Genomic DNA, 16,704 nt, shown 5'->3' with positions numbered 1-16,704 from the left:
GCGGGAGAGGGCGGCGCAAGCTGCCCTCTCCTTTTTTCTTGCGGTGGGTGGCAAAACGCGGTTTTCCGGGGGTATGACGACTCCGGATTATGAAATTGAGAAGGCCGCAGCGGCGCGTGGATTTCTGCGGATCGCAGGTGTCGACGAGGTTGGGCGCGGACCGCTGGCCGGACCGGTGGTTGCCGCAGCCGTGATTCTGAACCCCAGTGATATTCCCGACGGGCTGAACGATTCCAAAAAGCTGACGGCGAAACGGCGCGCCGCGTTAGAGGCAGCCCTGCGTGAGAAGGCCGAGATCGCAATTGCCGAGGCGTCAGTGGCCGAGATTGACGAACACAATATCTTGCGGGCTTCGCATCTGGCGATGGAGCGCGCGGTGGCAGCGCTGGACCCGCCGCCTGATTACCTGCTGATCGATGGGAACATGATTCCACGAGGCCTGACGATCCCCGCGAGGGCGGTGGTCAAAGGCGATGCGCATTCTGTGTCGATTGCGGCGGCTTCGATCGTCGCCAAAAACTGGCGCGATCAACTGATGGTGGATTTGGCGCAACAGCATCCGGGCTACGGATGGGAGACAAACGCCGGTTATCCGTCGAAACAACACAAGGACGCGCTGCAAAATCTTGGTGTGACCCCACACCATAGACGTTCCTTCAAGCCAGTACACAATATCTTGTATCAAGAGTAAATTGTAAGTCGCTGATTCAAAAAAGAAATTGACGGCGAATCGACTTTGACTCATCCTTGTCTCAACCAAATGAGCGCAAAAGCGCCGTGGATACTTGAGGCAGTACAAATGACAACAACCACTAAAAAGGGCGCAAAAGCGCTCCCTTTAAACACGATTCTATCCGGGGACTGCATCGATGTGATGAACAGTCTGCCCGAGGCGTCGGTGGACCTGATTTTTGCGGATCCGCCCTATAATCTTCAGTTGAAGGGTCAATTGCACCGCCCCGATAACAGCCAGGTAGATGCGGTTGACGATCATTGGGATCAATTCTCCAGCTTTGCCGTTTATGACCAATTCACCCGCGAATGGCTGAAGGCAGCGCGTCGTCTGCTTAAACCAAATGGCGCGATCTGGGTGATTGGGTCTTACCACAATATCTTCCGTGTGGGTTCGGCCCTGCAGGACGCGGGCTATTGGATTTTAAACGACGTCGTGTGGCGCAAATCCAATCCGATGCCGAACTTCCGCGGCAAACGCTTTACCAACGCGCATGAGACGATGATCTGGGCGTCGAAATGCGAAGGGGCAAAGTACACGTTCAACTATGAAGCCCTAAAGGCGCTGAACGAGGGCGTTCAGATGCGCAGTGACTGGGTGCTGCCGATCTGCACCGGGCACGAGCGCCTGAAGGATGAAAACGGCGACAAGGCGCATCCGACGCAGAAACCGGAATCGCTGTTGCACCGTGTGCTGATCGGCTCGACCAATCCGGGCGATGTGATCCTTGATCCGTTCTTCGGTACCGGAACCACAGGTGCAGTTGCCAAGATGCTGGGCCGCGAATTCATCGGCATCGAGCGCGAGGAAAGCTATCGCAAGGTCGCTGAAAAGCGCATCTCGAAGGTCCGTAAGTTCGACCGTGAGGCGCTGGAGGTCAGCGCCAGCAAACGTGCCGAGCCGCGCGTGCCCTTCGGCCAACTGGTCGAACGTGGGATGCTGCGCCCGGGTGAAGAACTGTATTCCATGAACCAGCGCCACAAGGCCAAGGTCCGTGCCGACGGCACGCTGGTGGGCAACAACGTCAAGGGCTCGATCCACCAAGTGGGGGCGCAGCTGGAAAACGCGCCGTCCTGTAACGGCTGGACCTACTGGTGCTTTAAACGCGACGGCAAAACGGTGCCGATTGACGTGTTGCGTCAGCAGATCCGGGCCGAGATGAACTGAATTTACCAACACCGCCGGTGCCTGTGGCCTGACACAAGGCACTAAACCTTGCCCCGCCGATCTCGGCGGGGTCTTTTGTTTTTCAACATCTGGTTTCGAAACGGGCCTTCTGTATCCTGCGGTGAAGTGAAGGAGCTTGTGCAATGTCGGATACCACAGCCAGCGAGTCCCGCTTTGACCGGTTCTTTGTGACCCGCCCGGACAATTTCGATCTGGAAAACAAATATACCGAAGCCGCGATGGAACGACACAAGCGCGAGGGGCTTGAACTTGCGGTCCGCGCTCGCTGGATCGCGATGGCGCTGACTGGTGTGCTGCTGATCTACCTGAATCCGCAATGGGAAGTGCTGTGGTATCACTTCATCTTGCTGCTGATCTGCGCCAACGGCTGGTTTATCAGGCGCGCGGGGCGTGTGGGGCAATCGCGGACCGAGCTGCTTTTGATCTTTGTGGACCTGCTGATCATGACACTGGGGATGATTGTGCCCAACCCGTTCAGCGACGATGTCCGACCGTTGGCGATGCAGTACCGGTTCGACAATTTCCAGTATTTCTTCATCATTCTGGCGGCCGGTACGTTGGCCTATTCCTGGCGCACGGTGATTGCGATCGGATCATGGACGGCAGGGGTCTGGACGGCTGGATGGATCATCGCCTGGTGGGTCGCAACCCCGATGCCCGGTCTCAGCGAGCGTGTGGCTGAGGCATTGGCTGTCTATCCCGATGTGGCAGAATTGCTGGACCCCAACAGCTTTATGCCAGCGCAGCGTATTCAACAGGTGATCGTATTCATGATGGTGGCGGTGACATTGGGCGTGTCGATGCGGCGGCTCAATCGGTTGCTGATGTCAAATGCGGGGTTGGAGCGTGAAAGGGCAAACCTGTCGCGGTATTTCTCACCGAACGTGGTGGATGAACTGAGCCAGAATGATGAGCCGCTGAAGCAGGTGCGCAAAGAGGAAATTGCCGTCCTGTTTATCGATATCGTCGGATTCACCAGATATGCCGCCGGGCGCGACCCTTACGAAGTGATCGAGGTTCTGCGCGGCTTTCACGCTCGAATGGAGGCCGAAGTGTTCCGCCATCACGGAACGCTGGACAAATACCTGGGTGACGGGTTGATGGCCACGTTTGGGACGCCGGTGCCGACACCGCAGGATGCGAGTAATGCAGTGGCCTGCGCGCGCGGGATGATCGATGTGATTGACCGTTGGAACGTGGAACGCCGCCGTACGGGCGAGCCTGAGATACGTGTGGGGATCGGGGTCCATTTCGGCGCGGTCGTTCTGGGGGATATCGGCGCCAACCGTTTGGAATTTGCGGTGATAGGGGATGCGGTGAATGTGGCCGCAAAGCTTGAGGCGCAGACCCGCGAATTTCAGGCAAAAGTCATCATGAGCGACGCAGTTCGGAGCCGTTTGGAGGAAGAAGGCCGCAACGTATCCGAGCTGATGGCGGGGTTTGCGAAACACGAAAATCGTGCGGTCCGGGGGGTGGAGGCCCCGATGGATGTATGGGTGATGACCGGGTGAGGGCTCCCGCCGAACAACCATGCATCGAAGATGCAAGGCGGATCGTTGGGCCGGGCAGCACGCTGACGCGTGCTGCGGTCAGGCACGTGGCAGCGGGTTTTGCAATTTGTTATAGGGCGTCCAGTCCGCGACCTCGGGATAGTATTGGCGCCGCCAAGCGCGGACGCGCGGGTTCATGATGCGACGCCACAGCGGTGGGATCATCGCGGCGACCGTCATCACCGGATAGCCATAGGGCAATTGCGGGGCGGCGTCCTCGGAGTGGTGTTGCAACAGTGGAAAGCGGCGGTTGGGTTTATAGTGGTGGTCCGAGTGGCGCTGCAAATTGATGAGCAGCCAGTTCGACGCTTTCTGTGACGCATTCCATGAGTGGCGTGGTTGGACATGCTCATACTTGCCTGCGCCCAGATGTTTGCGCGTCAGGCCATAGTGTTCGACGTAATTAACCAATTCTAGCTGCCAGATGGCGACGCCCGCCTGGATCAGGAACAGTGCGAGCCCCGAGAGACCTCCGATCACGAAGGCCAATACCAGCATTGCACCTTGTAATGCCCAGTAGCGCCAGAACGGGTTGGAGAGGTCGCTCCACGGGCGGTCTTTACGGGCCAGTTTTTCGCGTTCAGCCCGCAAGGCCGAGAACAGGCATTGTTTCAGCACCCGCGGATAAAACCGATGAAACCCCTCGTTATAGCGGGCAGTCACCGGGTCGCGGGGCGTACCGACATAGCGGTGATGCACCAGCAGATGTTCAGAGCGGAAATGTGAATACAGCACCATCGCCAGAAGGATATCGCCCAACCAGCGTTCGACTCGGCCTTTTTGGTGCATCAACTCGTGGCTGTAGTTGATGCCGATCGTGCCCGAGATTACTCCCATTCCGAAGAACAGCCCAACCTTAGCCAAGGTTGACAGGTGGTCGGTATGCGTGGCGTACCAGATCAGCCCGTAAAGGGTCAGGAATTGCACCGGAACCCAGGCTTTTGTCAGCAGGATGTACCAGTGCAACACCGAGTCGGGGGTATCGGGGCTGGCATTGGTCAGATCCAGCCCGGTGAGCCGGTCGAGCAACGCAAAGGCCCACCATGTGGAAAGTGGCACCAGCAAGACCCACCAACCGCCAGCCATTGCGGTGAACCAGAGCAGCGGGATCAGCAGGAATGAGATCCAGAACGGCAGGGCCGATTGCCAACGGGGTAAGGTATCTGTTGCGGTCATTGGGTGGCTCCGGATGACTGCGCGCACATTAGCCACAGTCCGGCAGGACAGACAATGGGTTACCGGTTGCGCCAGAGGTCATATGCTTTGCGCATCACGGTCGGCAGGTCGCTGGGGCGGAAAGTGTGTTTTTCCAAAACGATCAGATCATCGAGGGTCGTTTCCGTCGGCAACGTAGCCGTCCAGACACACAGGATCAGGTGAAAATGGGTGAAGGTGTGGCGCACCTCACCTGCTAAAGCTTGCCAGTCAGCGGCAAAGGGAGGGGAGTCTGCTGGCGCATCTGACCAAACTGACCCCGGCCAGCCCAGCATGCCGCCCAGCAACCCTTTGTCGGGGCGCCGCTCCAGCAGCAAGGCTCCATCCGTACGCTGAGCGATATAGACATGGCCATACCGCGTGGGTTTCTGCTTTTTCGGTGTCTTGCGCGGCAGGTCGGGCTGGGTTCCGGCCGCACGAGCCTGACAAGGGTCGCGCAGGGGGCAGATGCCACAGGCCGGAGATTTCGGGGTACAGATCGTGGCCCCCAGATCCATCACGGCCTGTGCATAATCTCCGGGTCGCAGGTCGGGCGTTAGCGCAGCGGCTTTTTCTTTCAACAGGGGTTTCGAGCCTGGCAGAGGGTCGTGAATGTCATACAGACGCGCCATGACCCGTTCGACATTGCCATCCAGAACCGTCTCGGGCCGGTCAAAAGCGATGGCCGAGATGGCGGCGGCCGTATAGGGGCCGATGCCGGGCAGTTTCAGCAGGGCGTCATAGGTATCGGGAAAAACGCCGCCATGTTCATCGGCCACCGCGCGCGCGCATTTCAAGAGGTTGCGGGCACGGGCATAATAGCCCAGCCCGGCCCATTCGCCCATGACCTGATCGTCCGGTGCGGCCGCCAGCGTCTGAACCGTAGGCCAGCGCGCGGTGAATCGCGTAAAATAATCTCGGACAGCGGCCACGGTGGTCTGTTGCAACATCACCTCGGACAACCAGACCCGGTAGGGGTCGGGTATCATGCCCGCCGCCCGGTCGGCTGGACTAACACGCCACGGCATCGTGCGAGCGTGGCGGTCGTACCAGGCCAGTAACGCACCGCTCAGGTCATATTGAATAGTGTCACGCAAGTTTTATCTATCTCTCTGTCGGGTTTCGCTGGCGTCCGATATCATGCCCTTTACAATAGCGGCGCAGGAGTTGGAAACCAGATGCAGCGCAGACGTTCTTCGACCCGCGGGTTCAAACGCACCGCGACATTGCTGAACGGCCAGATCAGGCGCGCCGGGGAAAGCCGGGGCTTTGCCGTTTCGCGTCTGCTGACCCATTGGGCCGAGATCGTGGGCCAGGATATGGCCGCCATCGCGCGACCGGTGAATGTGGGCTATGGCAAGGGCGGGATCGGCGCGACGCTGACGGTGCTGACTACTGGCCCGCAGGCTCCGATGCTTGAAATGCAAAAGGAACAGCTGCGCGACAAGGTGAATGCTGTTTATGGCTATAACGCCATCAGCCGGGTGCGTATCACCCAGACCGCGCCGACAGGATTTGCCGAGGGGCAGGCCAGCTTCGATCACAAACCGAAAGCGGCGAAACCCAAAATCGATCCCGAAATCGTGGCCGAGGCGGACCGGACCGCGCGCGACGTCAATGACGGTGATCTGCGCGCGGCCCTTGAACGTCTGGGCCGCAACGTATTATCCAAGCAAAAACGCTGAGAAAGGGCTGAGAAATGAGCCGTATTGCAACCGGAATCTGCGCGGCCGTAGCTATCGCCGCTGGCGGCTATTGGCTGTCGAATTCCTCTACTTCCTATCCGATGATTGGCAGTGCCGAGGCGCAAGAGGCCGATATTGACACCTCGACCATCGTCGAGATGGTGCAGGGGGCCGAAGATGCGCCGGTCGAGATCATCGAATATGCATCCTATACCTGCCCGCATTGCGCCAACTTCCATACGGGGGCGTATAAGCAGCTGAAGAAGGATTTCATCGACACCGGCAAGGTCAAGTTCATCTACCGCGAGGTGTATTTCGACAAATATGGCCTGTGGGCTTCGATGGTCGCGCGTTGTGACGGCCCCGATAAGTTCTTTGGCATTTCCGACCTGATCTATGAAGGTCAGTCCGAATGGACCCGCGCGGGTGGTCCAGCTGAAATCGTGGACGAGCTGCGCAAGATCGGGCGTCTGGCTGGTATTGACAATGACCAGCTTGAAGCCTGCCTGCAGGACGGCACCCGCGCGCAGACACTGGTGGCCTGGTATCAGGAAAACGCCGAACGTGACGGTGTTCAATCCACGCCTTCGTTCGTTGTGAATGGCAAGAAGGTCGACAACCAATCTTATGCCGATTTCAAGAAGCTGATCGAAGAAGAACTGGGCAGCTGATTGCCTGTTGCGACCGGTTCTGCATGGACCGGTCGCACTTTACGGCGACGGGGCGATTTGCAGCAGCATCTGCCGCACCTTGTCGGCCTCATTCACATTCAAACGCACAGGCAGGGTGATGACCTTGCTGCGAAACGCCGGTGGCAGGCGCACGGCGTCTTTTTCTGTTGTCACCATTTGCGCGCCCAGCAGGCGGGCCTCGTTCTCTAACCGGGTCATAAGGGCAGGGGTCAGCGGTTGGTGATCGTCCAGTGCCTCGGCCCGCAAGAGTGTCGCGCCCTGTTGGCGCAAGGTGGCAAAGAACTTTTCAGGATGGCCGATCCCTGCAAAGGCCAGAACCGGCGTATCTGCCCAATCCATACCTGTTTGCAGGGGCTCAACCGCGCCGGTGGCGTGGGGAGCGGTCAATTTCGCCCCCCAGCGATCGGTAAATTGCGATTGCGCGTCGGTATCACCCAGCGACAGTACCAGATCGGCGCGTTGCAATCCGGTTTCAACAGGTTCACGTAAAGGCCCGGCAGGCAGACACAGCCCATTGCCGAATCCGCGCGCCGCATCGACCACGATGACCGAGAAATCCTTGGCGACCGAGGGGTTCTGAAACCCGTCGTCCAGCAGGATCACACTGGCCCCGGCTTCGGCCGCCGCGCGCGCGCCGGCGGCGCGGTCCTTGGCCACCCAAACCTCAGCAAATGCGGCCAGCAACAGGGGTTCATCCCCGACTTGCGCGGCGGTGTGTTTGGATGGGTCAACCTGCACGGGCCCTTCTAACGAACCTCCATGGCCACGCGTCACCACATGCGTTTCGTGCCAGGCGTCGCGCAATTGCTCGATCATCCAGATCACGGTTGGGGTCTTGCCGGTGCCACCCGCGTTCAGGTTGCCGATGCAGATGACCGGGACGCCAGGTTTAACCCCCGGTTCCGACGCAACCCGCCGGGCGGTTGCGGCGGCATAAATACGGCCAAGCGGTGCCAGTAGTCTGGCACGCATATCCAGCCGGTTGGGGGCGGTGTTCCAAAAACCAGGTGCTCGCATCAACCCGCACTCCGCTGATCCAGGCAATCCTGCACCATATCGATCAGTTGATCCGCTTGTGGTGCGCCTTCGGATACGATCTGCCACCCGGCCAGCGCCATATCTGCAGCCCGGTCAGGCGATAGCAGCTCGACCACGGCGTCGCCCAGTTCGGTTGCGGATCTGACCATGCGGGCAGCCCCAGCCCGATCCAGTTGATCGTACATCTGCTGATGACGATGCACAAACGGGCCGTGGATGACGGACGACCCAAGGGCAACGGCAACAAGTGGATCGCGCCCACCCGCGTCGCGCTCTAGGGAACTGCCCATGAATGTGACTGGCGAGACCCGGTGCCACAGGCCCAGATCTTCGGAGTGGGCGGACAGGATAACCTGCGTGTTGTCTTCGATCTGACCGCTGGTGTCCCAATTGGTACAACGCAGATCCATAGTCTCAAGGCGGTTTTGCAGTGGTTCTGCCTCGGCGGTGTCTGCCACATGCAGCACCAGTGTCAGCCGGGGCAACATCCGCAATGCCTGGCGATGGGCACTAAGGATCGAGATGAACTCTTTGTCCCGCACACTTGCTGCCAACCAGACCGGACGCCCCGCCAGTGCGTGATTGGTTTCGATCAGTTCATCCTCGGGCCAGGGCTGCGGGTTCGGGCTGACATACAATGGTGGAGAGTCGGTGACTTTGCCCGACGTGATGCCAAGGCGACGGATTGTCCGGGTGGTTTCCGAATTCGTGGTCAGGATGGTTTTGAAACAGTCTAGAGTAAAACGGGTGATGTCTGGTAGCCACCGGGCGCCGCGCGCGATCTTTATATCGACCCGTGCTTCGATCAGGATCAGGGGAATACCGCGCTCTTCGGCGCGCGTGATAACATTAGGCATCAGCCCGCCCCCGACCCACAGGCCGATTTCGGGGTGCCAATGGTCCAGAAACGCGCGTGCTGCCCCCGCTTGTTCCGAGGGCAGGTTCACCAGCGGGTAGTCTCCTTGCTCCCAAAGGCTCAGGTCGGCTTCGGCGGGCACTGTCAGCAGCACATGCAAAGTGGGTCGAACCTGCTGCAGTCTATGGCAGAAGTCTACGACCGCGCGCTGGCGATCCTGCGCGTTGATATGGACCCATAGCAACTCGCCCTCAGGGCGCTGGATCTCGGGTTGGCTGCTCGGGTTGGACACGCCCCAGGACAGAACCCGATAGGCTGCCAGGCTGAGGGATCGCGGTCGGCTCATGGGCGGATTCCGGTGCTGCCCGGGTCAAGCTGTGCGTGCAGGGTGTCATGAATGGGCGTGCCGGCTGCGATCACGCCGTTCAGGCGCGGATGGGCGTTGTTGAACCGCAAGGGTTGCGCCAACCGGTCGGAACAGCGGCCGCCAGCCTCGCGGATAAGCAGGTCGCCCGCGGCGATATCCCATTCCCAACTGGGCCGCAGCGTCAGCATCCCGTCGAAACGCCCTTGTCCGACCAGCGCCATTCGATAGGCCAGTGACGGGCGATAGACCCGTTCAAAGTCAGGCACCTGACCCTGCCGCCAATGGTGTGGCTTCATATTGGGTTTGGCCGCCAATATTTGCGCCGTGTCCAGCGTCGTGACGCCCGAGACGTGGATCGCCGCCCCATTCAGAAACGCGCCTTGTCCTTTGGCCGCAGTATACAGCAGATCGCGCAGGGGCAGGTAAATTACAGCCGCAATCACTTCGCCCTGTTCTGCAATGGCCAGTGAGTGTGCCCAGGTGCGCGATCCTTCGGCAAAGCTGCGAGTGCCGTCGATCGGATCGATGATGAACACCCGGTCCTTCGTCAGCCGGTCAGTGGAATCCTCGGTTTCTTCGCTCAGCCAGCCATAGCCTGGCCGGGCGGCGGGCAGGCTCTGTTCCAGCATGGCGTTGACGGCCAGATCGGCCTCGGTCACCGGTCCGGCGCCGTCGGGTTTATCCCAGCGCTGCGCCGTTGTGCCCGAGTATCGGGTGGCGATCTTTCCGGCCTCTAATGCGGCGTCGATCAAAAGTTGCAGGTCAGCTGCCGGCAAGTGTCATTCCTTCGATCAGCACCGACGGAACCACCCGCGACAGATACGGGCGCGCGTCGTTTGCCGGGATGATCCGTTTCAACATATCGCGCAGGTTGCCCGCGATGGTGCATTCGTTGACCGGATGCGTGATCTCTCCGTTCTCGACCCAGAACCCTGATGCACCGCGTGAATAGTCACCCGTGTTTGGGTTGATGGTCGAGCCGATCATAGATGTCACCAGCAGCCCGGTGCCCATGTCACGCAGCAGGTCCTGGCGGCTGTGTGTGCCTTGGGTCAGGCTCAGGTTCCAGTTGCTGGGCGAAGGTGGCCCCGACACGCCGCGCGTGGCGTTGCCGGTAGAGGTCATGTCCAGCTTGCGCGCGCTGGACAGATCAAGCGTCCAGCCGGTCAGCACGCCGTTTTCGACAATGGCGCGCCGCTGCGTTGGCAGTCCTTCGGCGTCGAAGGGGCGCGAGCCCGCGATGCGTGGGCGGTGCGGGTCTTCGATCAGCGACAGGTGGTCAGGTAACACCTGTTCGCCCAGGCAGTCCTTAAGCCAAGACGCGCCCCGCGCGATAGCCGCACCATTGCTGGCCCCCAGCAGGTGACCGATCAGCGAGGATGAGATGCGTTCGTCAAACAGCACCGGAAATGTGCCGGTGGCGGGTTTCTGAGCCCCGACCAGCGCCACAGCACGTTCACCTGCGGTGCGGCCAATTTCCTCGGGGCTGCGCAGGTCGCTTTGAAAGGTGCGGCTGTCGCCGTCATAGTCGCGCTCCATCCCGGTACCTTCGCCCGAGATCGCCACGCATGAGGTCGAGCGGCTGCTGCGGGCATAGCCACCGGAAAAACCGTTGGTTGCTGCCAGATGTACACGGTGCGTGCCATAAGCCGCCGCTGCATCGGATACTTGCGATACGCCGTGAACCGCCAGTGCCGTAGCTTCGGCGGCCAGCGCGTCATGCAGCAGGCCTTCGGCCGCTGGTTCCGGGGTAGGGTCGAACAATTCCAATGCGGGCAGATCCCAATCCGTGGCCAACTGCGCCGCATCGGCCAGCCCGGTGAACGGATCTTCGGGGGCTTCGCGGGCCATGGCCACGGCGCGCTCGGCCATCGCGGTCAAGGTTTCCGGGCGGCTGTCAGAGCTGGACACGATCGCCTGCCGCTGCCCCAGGAACACCCGCAGACCAAGGTCAGTACCCTCGGACCTTTCGGCATGTTCCAGCGCCCCGCTCCGCACTTCGACTGAAACCGAAGAGCCATCGATCACAATAGCATCCGCCGCGTCGGCCCCGGCATTGCGGGCCGCGTCAATCAAGGATTGGCTGATGTCTTCTGGTGTAAGGGTCATGCGGCCTCCGGTTGTATTGCATTGGACCTAGCCTTGGACCGCCCGTCCCGCAAGACCTCTGGGCAGATAGATCACAGGTCAGACCCCTTAGTTTGGCCCAAATTCAGATGGGGCAGCCGAAGGGTTTACATTACCGTATAAACTTTCATTAGTTGGGACGCATTACAGATTTCCGGGTGACGATCACAACAGATTGAATCTTTCACCCGGGCAAGTGAAGGCAAATAGGAGAGCTTGGCTTGGCTCAGTTTTTCGTAGTTGATTTTGACGAGCCGCATGTCGTTGCCGCGGGCAAAGGGTCGAGCAATATCATCAGCCATTTCACAAGGGTTCTTACCAAGCTGCAAGTCCCTGCTGAAGTTTTGCCTTTCCGGGAACTGATTGAGCGCGGCCCGACAACAGATCCGAAAAGCTATGTTTTGCTGCACTACAACGAGCTTTTCGTCGTTCAGCATCAAAAAGTAGACTGGCTGCGTGCACGTGAAACAGAGCTTGCTGCTCTGGGTCACAAGGTACTGCATTCCGTTGAACATGGGCGCGTCATTGGCCACAAAGTCCGCCAGAACAAGGTTTTGACGGCCGCGGGCGTTCCCATGCCTAGATTGATTGAGGCGGGTGACAGTTTCGGAACTGTTTTTTCGAACGAAGTGTCAAACGCGCATGTTCCGGTCCAACTCGTGAGTGACGAAAGGGAATTGGATTCCACGCGGTACAACACCGATTACATCAATTGCAAATACGAATACAAAGGTAAGCCCTGGCATGTATCCATTCGTGCCATGGCGGTAGGCGAACAGGTCCTGTTTTCGTGGATAAGAGCCGGAAAAGGACTCAATGTCCGAACTCGGGGGACGCCGGTCGATGCTGAAATGCTAACACATTTTCACGACCTACTGATCAAACCCAATATTGACCAAATCCGCGACATCGCGAAAAGCGTCAAGAATGCTGTGGGCGTCGGGCTTTACGCGCATGACATTCTTCCATGCGCAGAAACCGGGAAATTTTTTCTGTGTGAGACCAACTTCAAATTTTATGAGGGGATGTACCGGTTCCACATGCAGAGCATTGCTAAGGATCTGCCGACACCCGCGTATTTTAATGGTCGAACCGCCGGACGGCGTATCGCACGAGCTCTAGTCCACGAGTTGGATTTGCAGACCTGAGTCAGTTAGCGGGCGAAGCTCTGGTAATATTGAGCTTCGCCCCCCAACATCACTTGATGCGCTGACCGTTGGCCAGTATCTGGCCATCTTCCGTGAACTCGATTTTCGAGTTCAGCGTATCCGGTTCGTCGCCGGGTACGGCCATCAGGCCCATCATCATCCGCGCACCCATCGCGTCGCTTTCGCCGATCACGCCCATGGTGATCAGCGTGTCGATCAATGCGTTGGCGCCCGCCAGCTGAAGGTTCGCCACGCCGGCCGGGGTCGGCAGCCCGTCGAACTCCTCGGTGCTGGAATTGTCAAAAGTAAAGTCCGCGTCACCCGTCAATTTAGCTCCGACCATTGAGACCAGCAATTCGTTGATCTTCAGCGAGTTCAGCTCACCCGGTGCTTCGCCAGATGTTTCCAGAGCCTCGATGGCGGCCGGATCGAAGAAGTTCGTCAGGATTTTTGCGGTTCCGGTGGCGTCCAGCGCGATCGTTGCCGGGTCGCGCGGCAGGGCGCCTGCCGGGTCGAAGATGCTCCACAACACGTCCGACATGGTGAAATCGGTTACGTTGACCGACAGTCCAAAGGGCTGCTCTTCTTCCGATTGCTGCACCGGGAATTCGAACCCTAACCCCGTCTTGGCCATTGCCATCTCGATTGGGAACGGCAGCTCGGCCGTAGTCACGGCGAGGTTTGCGCTGTTTTGTTCGACATCATAAGCCAGACGCTGATCGTCCAAGCTGGCGCCGAACCGGCCACCTTCGGATTGGGTGGCCATCGAAAATGCCTGACCTTCGCTCGTCCCTTCAATCGCGGTCTGACCCGAAGCGTAAGTGAACAGACCCGAGAATGAGACCCCGCCGTTGAAGAAGGATTGCGGATCGGTGCCGTCGAAATCTTCGGGGATCACGCTGGTGCCTTCGAAGGTCAATTGGTTCATCGACCCGTTGATCTTGCCATCATCTGACCCTTCGGGATCGGTGAATCCCAGATCATAGGTCAGCCCGGCTGCGGTCATTTTCTGGTCCACTGTGCGGGTTTCGCCGATCTTCATCCGCGAATCTCCTGACAAGTCGGTCAGTTTGAAATCCATGGCCAGCATGTCGTTGGGCAGGGTCTCATCCTCGACCTGTACGCCACCCAGTTTCAGACCAAGTGTGGGCGCGGAATAGTCATAAGTCATATCGTCCGGTTGGCCCGAAACGACCATCTCAAGCCCGGTATGGTAGTACTCGATATCAACGGAAAACGCCTCGCCCTCTTCCTCGCCGGACAGGGTCATGGGAAAGCTTTCTGGAAAACCGATGCTGACTGTGCCGTCACCATTTTCAGTCAGGGTCATCTGCGGGACGGTCATCTTGAACGATCCGTCCGTGTCCGGCGAAGACAAGGCAACATTCATATCGGTGATCGTGGTCACCCCGCCCGAGATGGATTGTTCCGCCGACACCGTATAGCCCATCTGGGACAAGTAGGCCTGCCAATCATCCCAAACCTGCTGGGCGGTGACATCGGCGAACGCGCCCTGAGTGACAACGGCATAGGCCAGAACTGCGCCGCTGCTGCGGCGGAGGAAAGCGGACATTTGAGAACCCTTCTTGATCAAATTTGCCGGCATCGTCGTGCCTGAGGCCGCAGGCGTCAAGGGGCAAGGGCTGGACCCTTTCCCCGTTGGCACGGTAAAGATTCACACAATCTAAAAACAACGGAGGTACAGGGTCCATATGCAGGGTAAAACCGTACTGATAACAGGGGCCAGTCGTGGCATCGGGGCCGAGGCGGGGCGCGTATTTGCCGCAGCGGGGGCAAATGTCGCGCTAGTGGCCCGTAACCTCGACCAGATTGATGCGCTGGCTGCTGCATTGGGTGACAATGCTATCGCGCTGCAATGCGATGTCAGCGATTTTGCGCAGGTCGAACAGGCCGTCGCGGATTGTATCGACCGTTTTGGCGGGTTGGACGTTTTGATCGGCAACGCGGGTGTCATTGATCCGATCTTTCACTTGTCCAATGCCGATGTCGCCGCGTGGAGCCAGGCAATCGACATCAACCTCAAAGGTGTCTTCTACGGAATGCGCGCCGCGTTACCGGTTATGCGCGCGGCGGGCGGGGGCACGGTGATCACGGTTTCTTCGGGCGCGGCGACAAACCCGATCGAGGCGTGGAGCCACTACTGCGCCTCGAAAGCCGGGGCTAAAATGCTGACCGAATGCCTGCATCTTGAAAATTCAATGCACGGCATTCGTTCTATGGGCCTGTCGCCGGGCACCGTGGCCACGGATATGCAGCGGGTGATCAAGGCGAGCGGCATCAATGCCGTTAGCCAGCTGGATTGGGATGATCACATTCCCGCCGATTGGCCTGCACGGGCATTGCTGTGGATGTGTTCGACGGATGCAGATGAGTTTCTGGGCTCAGAAATCTCGCTGCGACGCGAAGATATCCGGCAAAGGGTAGGGCTGACGTGATCAAACTAACCAAGAAGGACGGGTTGTGGACGGTCACACTCAACAACCCGCAAAAGGCCAATGCACTGACCGAGGCGATGCTGAGTGAACTGGTTGAGATCGCCGAAGCTGCTAATGAGGCGCGGGCCCTGATCCTGACAGGTGAGGGTAAGGTGTTCAGCGCCGGGGCCGATCTGGATGAGGTCCGTGCAGGGCTGGCGACCTCGGATCTTTGGGAGAGGTTGTCAGGCGCCATCGCGGCCTTGCCGTGTCTGACGGTGGCTGCTTTGAACGGGACGCTGGCGGGCGGTGCCAACGGGATGGTGCTGGCCTGTGACCTCCGAATCGCGGTGCCGCAAGCCAAGTTCTTTTATCCGGTGATGAAGCTAGGATTTTTGCCGCAACCCTCGGACCCGGTGCGTATGGCTGCCCTGATCGGGTCATCGCGCACCAAGATGATTCTGATGGCCGGGCAAAAGATCACGGCAGAGGAAGCGTACGGTTTCGGTCTGGTCGACCGGGTTGTCGACCCTGATCAACTGATGCCAACGGCGCATGAATTGGTGGCAGACAGTCTGGCCGCCGATCCCCGAATTGCCGCTGGAATCGCAAGGATGTGCCAATGAAATTGTCCGCCGTGCTGCTGCGTGTTGCCGACCCCAAGCAACTGACTAATTTTTATACGGATGTTCTGGGTATGACGGCGCGTGCGCAGGGGGCGAATTATCGCATTGGCTATGGTGGGCAGGACGCGGACCTGCTGCTGATGCCGGGTGGGGGCGGATATGCCCACGATGGTGGACAGCGGTATTGGAAGATCGGTATTACCGTGCCCGATGTTGACCTGGCTGTTTCTCGTCTGCGTGAAAAAGGCGTCGAGGTCTCGGAGCCGAAACAGTTCCGCGACATCGGCTATATGTGCCACCTGAAAGACCCCGAAGGGTTTGTGATCGAGCTGCTGCAACACGACTTTCAGGGCAACCGTCCTGACAACGCAGCCGACCCTGCCGCACCATTCGCCAAAGCCTGCATCGGCCAGATCACCTTGCGGACAGGGGACATAGCCGCCGAGGATGCGTTCTGTCGGGCGCAAGGCATGCGACTGCTTTCAGTGCAGGATGTGGCCCAATACGGGTTCGACCTGCATTTCTATGCCTTCACCGATGATGTGCCGCCTAATCCGGACCTTTGGTCCGTTGAGAACCGCGAATGGCTTTGGAAACGTCCCTATACCACGCTGGAATTCCAACATATCGCCGGGGCGCAGTTTGCGCCGGCGCCGGATTACAGGGGGTTAGAGGTTCAGGGGCTGTCGACGTCCCTGAGGGATGCTTTTGGTGATCCGGTGCGGCCTGGCTGATCAGCGCCCACGTCGCTTGCCCGGAACTTTCGACCAAAATCCGGGTGGTCGTTTGCGCACCCAGATCAGGAATTTCTCCAGACGCGGGTGGGTGCGCAGAGCCTCGACCGTATTGAACGCGCGGGCCAATTCGCCCTCGGTCAGGGTGGCGTGGATCTCTTTGTGGCAAATCACGTGCAGCAAAACCGTGGGTCCGCCCTTGCCCCCTTTGAGTTTTGGGATCAGATGGTGCAGGCTGCCGCCCCCATCCGGGATGGGGCGGTCACAGAGCGGGCAGATCGGATCGCTGTCTGACATGGCAGGTACAAATTTGCGCTGGATGGCGTGAAAG

At 59.3% G+C, this 16,704-nt stretch carries 17 protein-coding genes; 9 read left to right on the top strand and 8 right to left on the bottom strand.

Annotated features, from left to right (window positions below; all coding sequences use genetic code 11):
* Positions 1–73 precede the first annotated feature (73 nt).
* The 3 genes from ACR0AL_RS16590 (at position 74) to ACR0AL_RS16580 (ending at position 3,432) form a co-directional block, all read left to right on the top strand.
* The gene (locus tag ACR0AL_RS16590; RefSeq protein ID WP_170351076.1) at positions 74–691 is read left to right on the top strand and encodes a ribonuclease HII; all 618 of its coding nucleotides are present in this window, start codon (positions 74–76) and stop codon (positions 689–691) included.
* A gap of 108 nt (positions 692–799) precedes the next feature.
* Entirely contained in the window at positions 800–1,900 is a 1,101-nt protein-coding gene (locus tag ACR0AL_RS16585) for a site-specific DNA-methyltransferase (protein ID WP_170351075.1), read from the top strand.
* Positions 1,901–2,043: 143 nt separating this feature from the next.
* Entirely contained in the window at positions 2,044–3,432 is a 1,389-nt protein-coding gene (locus tag ACR0AL_RS16580; RefSeq protein WP_170351074.1) for an adenylate/guanylate cyclase domain-containing protein, read from the top strand.
* A 78-nt stretch (positions 3,433–3,510) separates the two neighbouring features.
* Here the strand turns inward: ACR0AL_RS16580 and ACR0AL_RS16575 are convergent, their stop codons facing one another.
* Together ACR0AL_RS16575 and mutY are read right to left on the bottom strand one after the other, a co-directional pair.
* Positions 3,511–4,647 carry an alkane 1-monooxygenase gene (locus tag ACR0AL_RS16575; RefSeq protein ID WP_480663902.1) on the bottom strand — a complete coding sequence of 379 codons (1,137 nt, stop codon included), beginning with the start codon at positions 4,645–4,647 and terminating at the stop codon, positions 3,511–3,513.
* Between the two features lie 59 nt (positions 4,648–4,706).
* Positions 4,707–5,762: an A/G-specific adenine glycosylase gene (gene mutY / locus ACR0AL_RS16570; RefSeq protein ID WP_170351072.1), complete on the bottom strand. Its 1,056-nt coding sequence runs from the start codon at positions 5,760–5,762 to the stop codon at positions 4,707–4,709.
* Positions 5,763–5,843: 81 nt separating this feature from the next.
* On the opposite strand from mutY, the gene ACR0AL_RS16565 reads away from it, so the two are divergent.
* Entirely contained in the window at positions 5,844–6,350 is a 507-nt protein-coding gene (locus tag ACR0AL_RS16565; RefSeq protein WP_170398192.1) for a DUF721 domain-containing protein, read from the top strand.
* Between the two features lie 14 nt (positions 6,351–6,364).
* Entirely contained in the window at positions 6,365–7,021 is a 657-nt protein-coding gene (locus ACR0AL_RS16560; protein ID WP_170378256.1) for a DsbA family protein, read from the top strand.
* A 39-nt stretch (positions 7,022–7,060) separates the two neighbouring features.
* Here ACR0AL_RS16560 and lpxK read toward each other — a convergent pair whose 3' ends face one another.
* From lpxK to ACR0AL_RS16540, 4 genes are read right to left on the bottom strand one after another with little or no spacing between them, the layout of a single operon-like run.
* Entirely contained in the window at positions 7,061–8,059 is a 999-nt protein-coding gene (gene lpxK, locus ACR0AL_RS16555) for a tetraacyldisaccharide 4'-kinase (protein WP_480663900.1), read from the bottom strand.
* Positions 8,059–9,282, bottom strand: a complete 1,224-nt coding sequence (locus ACR0AL_RS16550; protein ID WP_480663898.1) for a 3-deoxy-D-manno-octulosonic acid transferase — start codon at positions 9,280–9,282, stop codon at positions 8,059–8,061. Before ACR0AL_RS16550 ends, lpxK begins: the two co-directional genes overlap by 1 nt.
* Positions 9,279–10,079: an inositol monophosphatase family protein gene (locus ACR0AL_RS16545; RefSeq protein WP_480663896.1), complete on the bottom strand. Its 801-nt coding sequence runs from the start codon at positions 10,077–10,079 to the stop codon at positions 9,279–9,281. Before ACR0AL_RS16545 ends, ACR0AL_RS16550 begins: the two co-directional genes overlap by 4 nt.
* Entirely contained in the window at positions 10,066–11,412 is a 1,347-nt protein-coding gene (locus tag ACR0AL_RS16540; RefSeq protein WP_480663894.1) for a TldD/PmbA family protein, read from the bottom strand. The genes ACR0AL_RS16545 and ACR0AL_RS16540 overlap by 14 nt, the downstream gene beginning before the upstream one ends.
* A 239-nt stretch (positions 11,413–11,651) precedes the next feature.
* Here ACR0AL_RS16540 and ACR0AL_RS16535 point away from each other — a divergent pair, with 239 nt between their 5' ends.
* Positions 11,652–12,578, top strand: coding sequence for a hypothetical protein (locus ACR0AL_RS16535; RefSeq protein ID WP_480663892.1), 927 nt, complete (start codon positions 11,652–11,654; stop codon positions 12,576–12,578).
* Positions 12,579–12,627: 49 nt separating this feature from the next.
* Here ACR0AL_RS16535 and ACR0AL_RS16530 read toward each other — a convergent pair whose 3' ends face one another.
* Positions 12,628–14,151 (bottom strand): DUF2125 domain-containing protein, encoded by a 1,524-nt coding sequence (locus tag ACR0AL_RS16530; protein WP_170578128.1) that lies wholly within the window; start codon positions 14,149–14,151, stop codon positions 12,628–12,630.
* A 139-nt stretch (positions 14,152–14,290) separates the two neighbouring features.
* Between ACR0AL_RS16530 and ACR0AL_RS16525 the strand changes: the two genes are divergently transcribed.
* From ACR0AL_RS16525 to ACR0AL_RS16515, 3 genes are read left to right on the top strand one after another with little or no spacing between them, the layout of a single operon-like run.
* Entirely contained in the window at positions 14,291–15,034 is a 744-nt protein-coding gene (locus ACR0AL_RS16525) for an SDR family oxidoreductase (protein ID WP_480663890.1), read from the top strand.
* Positions 15,031–15,639, top strand: a complete 609-nt coding sequence (locus tag ACR0AL_RS16520; protein ID WP_226689243.1) for an enoyl-CoA hydratase/isomerase family protein — start codon at positions 15,031–15,033, stop codon at positions 15,637–15,639. The genes ACR0AL_RS16525 and ACR0AL_RS16520 overlap by 4 nt, the downstream gene beginning before the upstream one ends.
* A complete protein-coding gene (locus tag ACR0AL_RS16515; RefSeq protein WP_480663888.1) occupies positions 15,636–16,373 on the top strand; it encodes a VOC family protein in 738 nt (245 codons plus the stop codon). Before ACR0AL_RS16520 ends, ACR0AL_RS16515 begins: the two co-directional genes overlap by 4 nt.
* Here ACR0AL_RS16515 and ACR0AL_RS16510 read toward each other — a convergent pair whose 3' ends face one another.
* Complete coding sequence (locus ACR0AL_RS16510; RefSeq protein WP_170351060.1) at positions 16,374–16,670, bottom strand: HNH endonuclease; 297 nt, start codon at positions 16,668–16,670, stop codon at positions 16,374–16,376. It lies immediately after the preceding gene.
* Positions 16,671–16,704 lie beyond the last annotated feature (34 nt).

This window comes from Ruegeria sp. BB1 (assembly GCF_056539465.1).
The sequence above is the reverse complement of the archived record's forward strand: the minus strand, read 5'-3'. Positions and strand labels throughout refer to the sequence as shown.

What these genes read in the sequence shown, in the direction of transcription:
- ACR0AL_RS16590 (WP_170351076.1), top strand. Translation starts at nt 74, where the DNA reads ATGACGACTCCGGATTATGAAATTGAGAAGGCCGCAGCGGCGCGTGGA.
- ACR0AL_RS16585 (WP_170351075.1), top strand. Translation starts at nt 800, where the DNA reads ATGACAACAACCACTAAAAAGGGCGCAAAAGCGCTCCCTTTAAACACG.
- ACR0AL_RS16580 (WP_170351074.1), top strand. Translation starts at nt 2,044, where the DNA reads ATGTCGGATACCACAGCCAGCGAGTCCCGCTTTGACCGGTTCTTTGTG.
- ACR0AL_RS16575 (WP_480663902.1), bottom strand. Translation starts at nt 4,647, where the DNA reads ATGACCGCAACAGATACCTTACCCCGTTGGCAATCGGCCCTGCCGTTC.
- ACR0AL_RS16565 (WP_170398192.1), top strand. Translation starts at nt 5,844, where the DNA reads ATGCAGCGCAGACGTTCTTCGACCCGCGGGTTCAAACGCACCGCGACA.
- ACR0AL_RS16560 (WP_170378256.1), top strand. Translation starts at nt 6,365, where the DNA reads ATGAGCCGTATTGCAACCGGAATCTGCGCGGCCGTAGCTATCGCCGCT.
- lpxK (WP_480663900.1), bottom strand. Translation starts at nt 8,059, where the DNA reads ATGCGAGCACCTGGTTTTTGGAACACCGCCCCCAACCGGCTGGATATG.
- ACR0AL_RS16550 (WP_480663898.1), bottom strand. Translation starts at nt 9,282, where the DNA reads ATGAGCCGACCGCGATCCCTCAGCCTGGCAGCCTATCGGGTTCTGTCC.
- ACR0AL_RS16540 (WP_480663894.1), bottom strand. Translation starts at nt 11,412, where the DNA reads ATGACCCTTACACCAGAAGACATCAGCCAATCCTTGATTGACGCGGCC.
- ACR0AL_RS16530 (WP_170578128.1), bottom strand. Translation starts at nt 14,151, where the DNA reads ATGTCCGCTTTCCTCCGCCGCAGCAGCGGCGCAGTTCTGGCCTATGCC.
- ACR0AL_RS16525 (WP_480663890.1), top strand. Translation starts at nt 14,291, where the DNA reads ATGCAGGGTAAAACCGTACTGATAACAGGGGCCAGTCGTGGCATCGGG.
- ACR0AL_RS16515 (WP_480663888.1), top strand. Translation starts at nt 15,636, where the DNA reads ATGAAATTGTCCGCCGTGCTGCTGCGTGTTGCCGACCCCAAGCAACTG.
- ACR0AL_RS16510 (WP_170351060.1), bottom strand. Translation starts at nt 16,670, where the DNA reads ATGTCAGACAGCGATCCGATCTGCCCGCTCTGTGACCGCCCCATCCCG.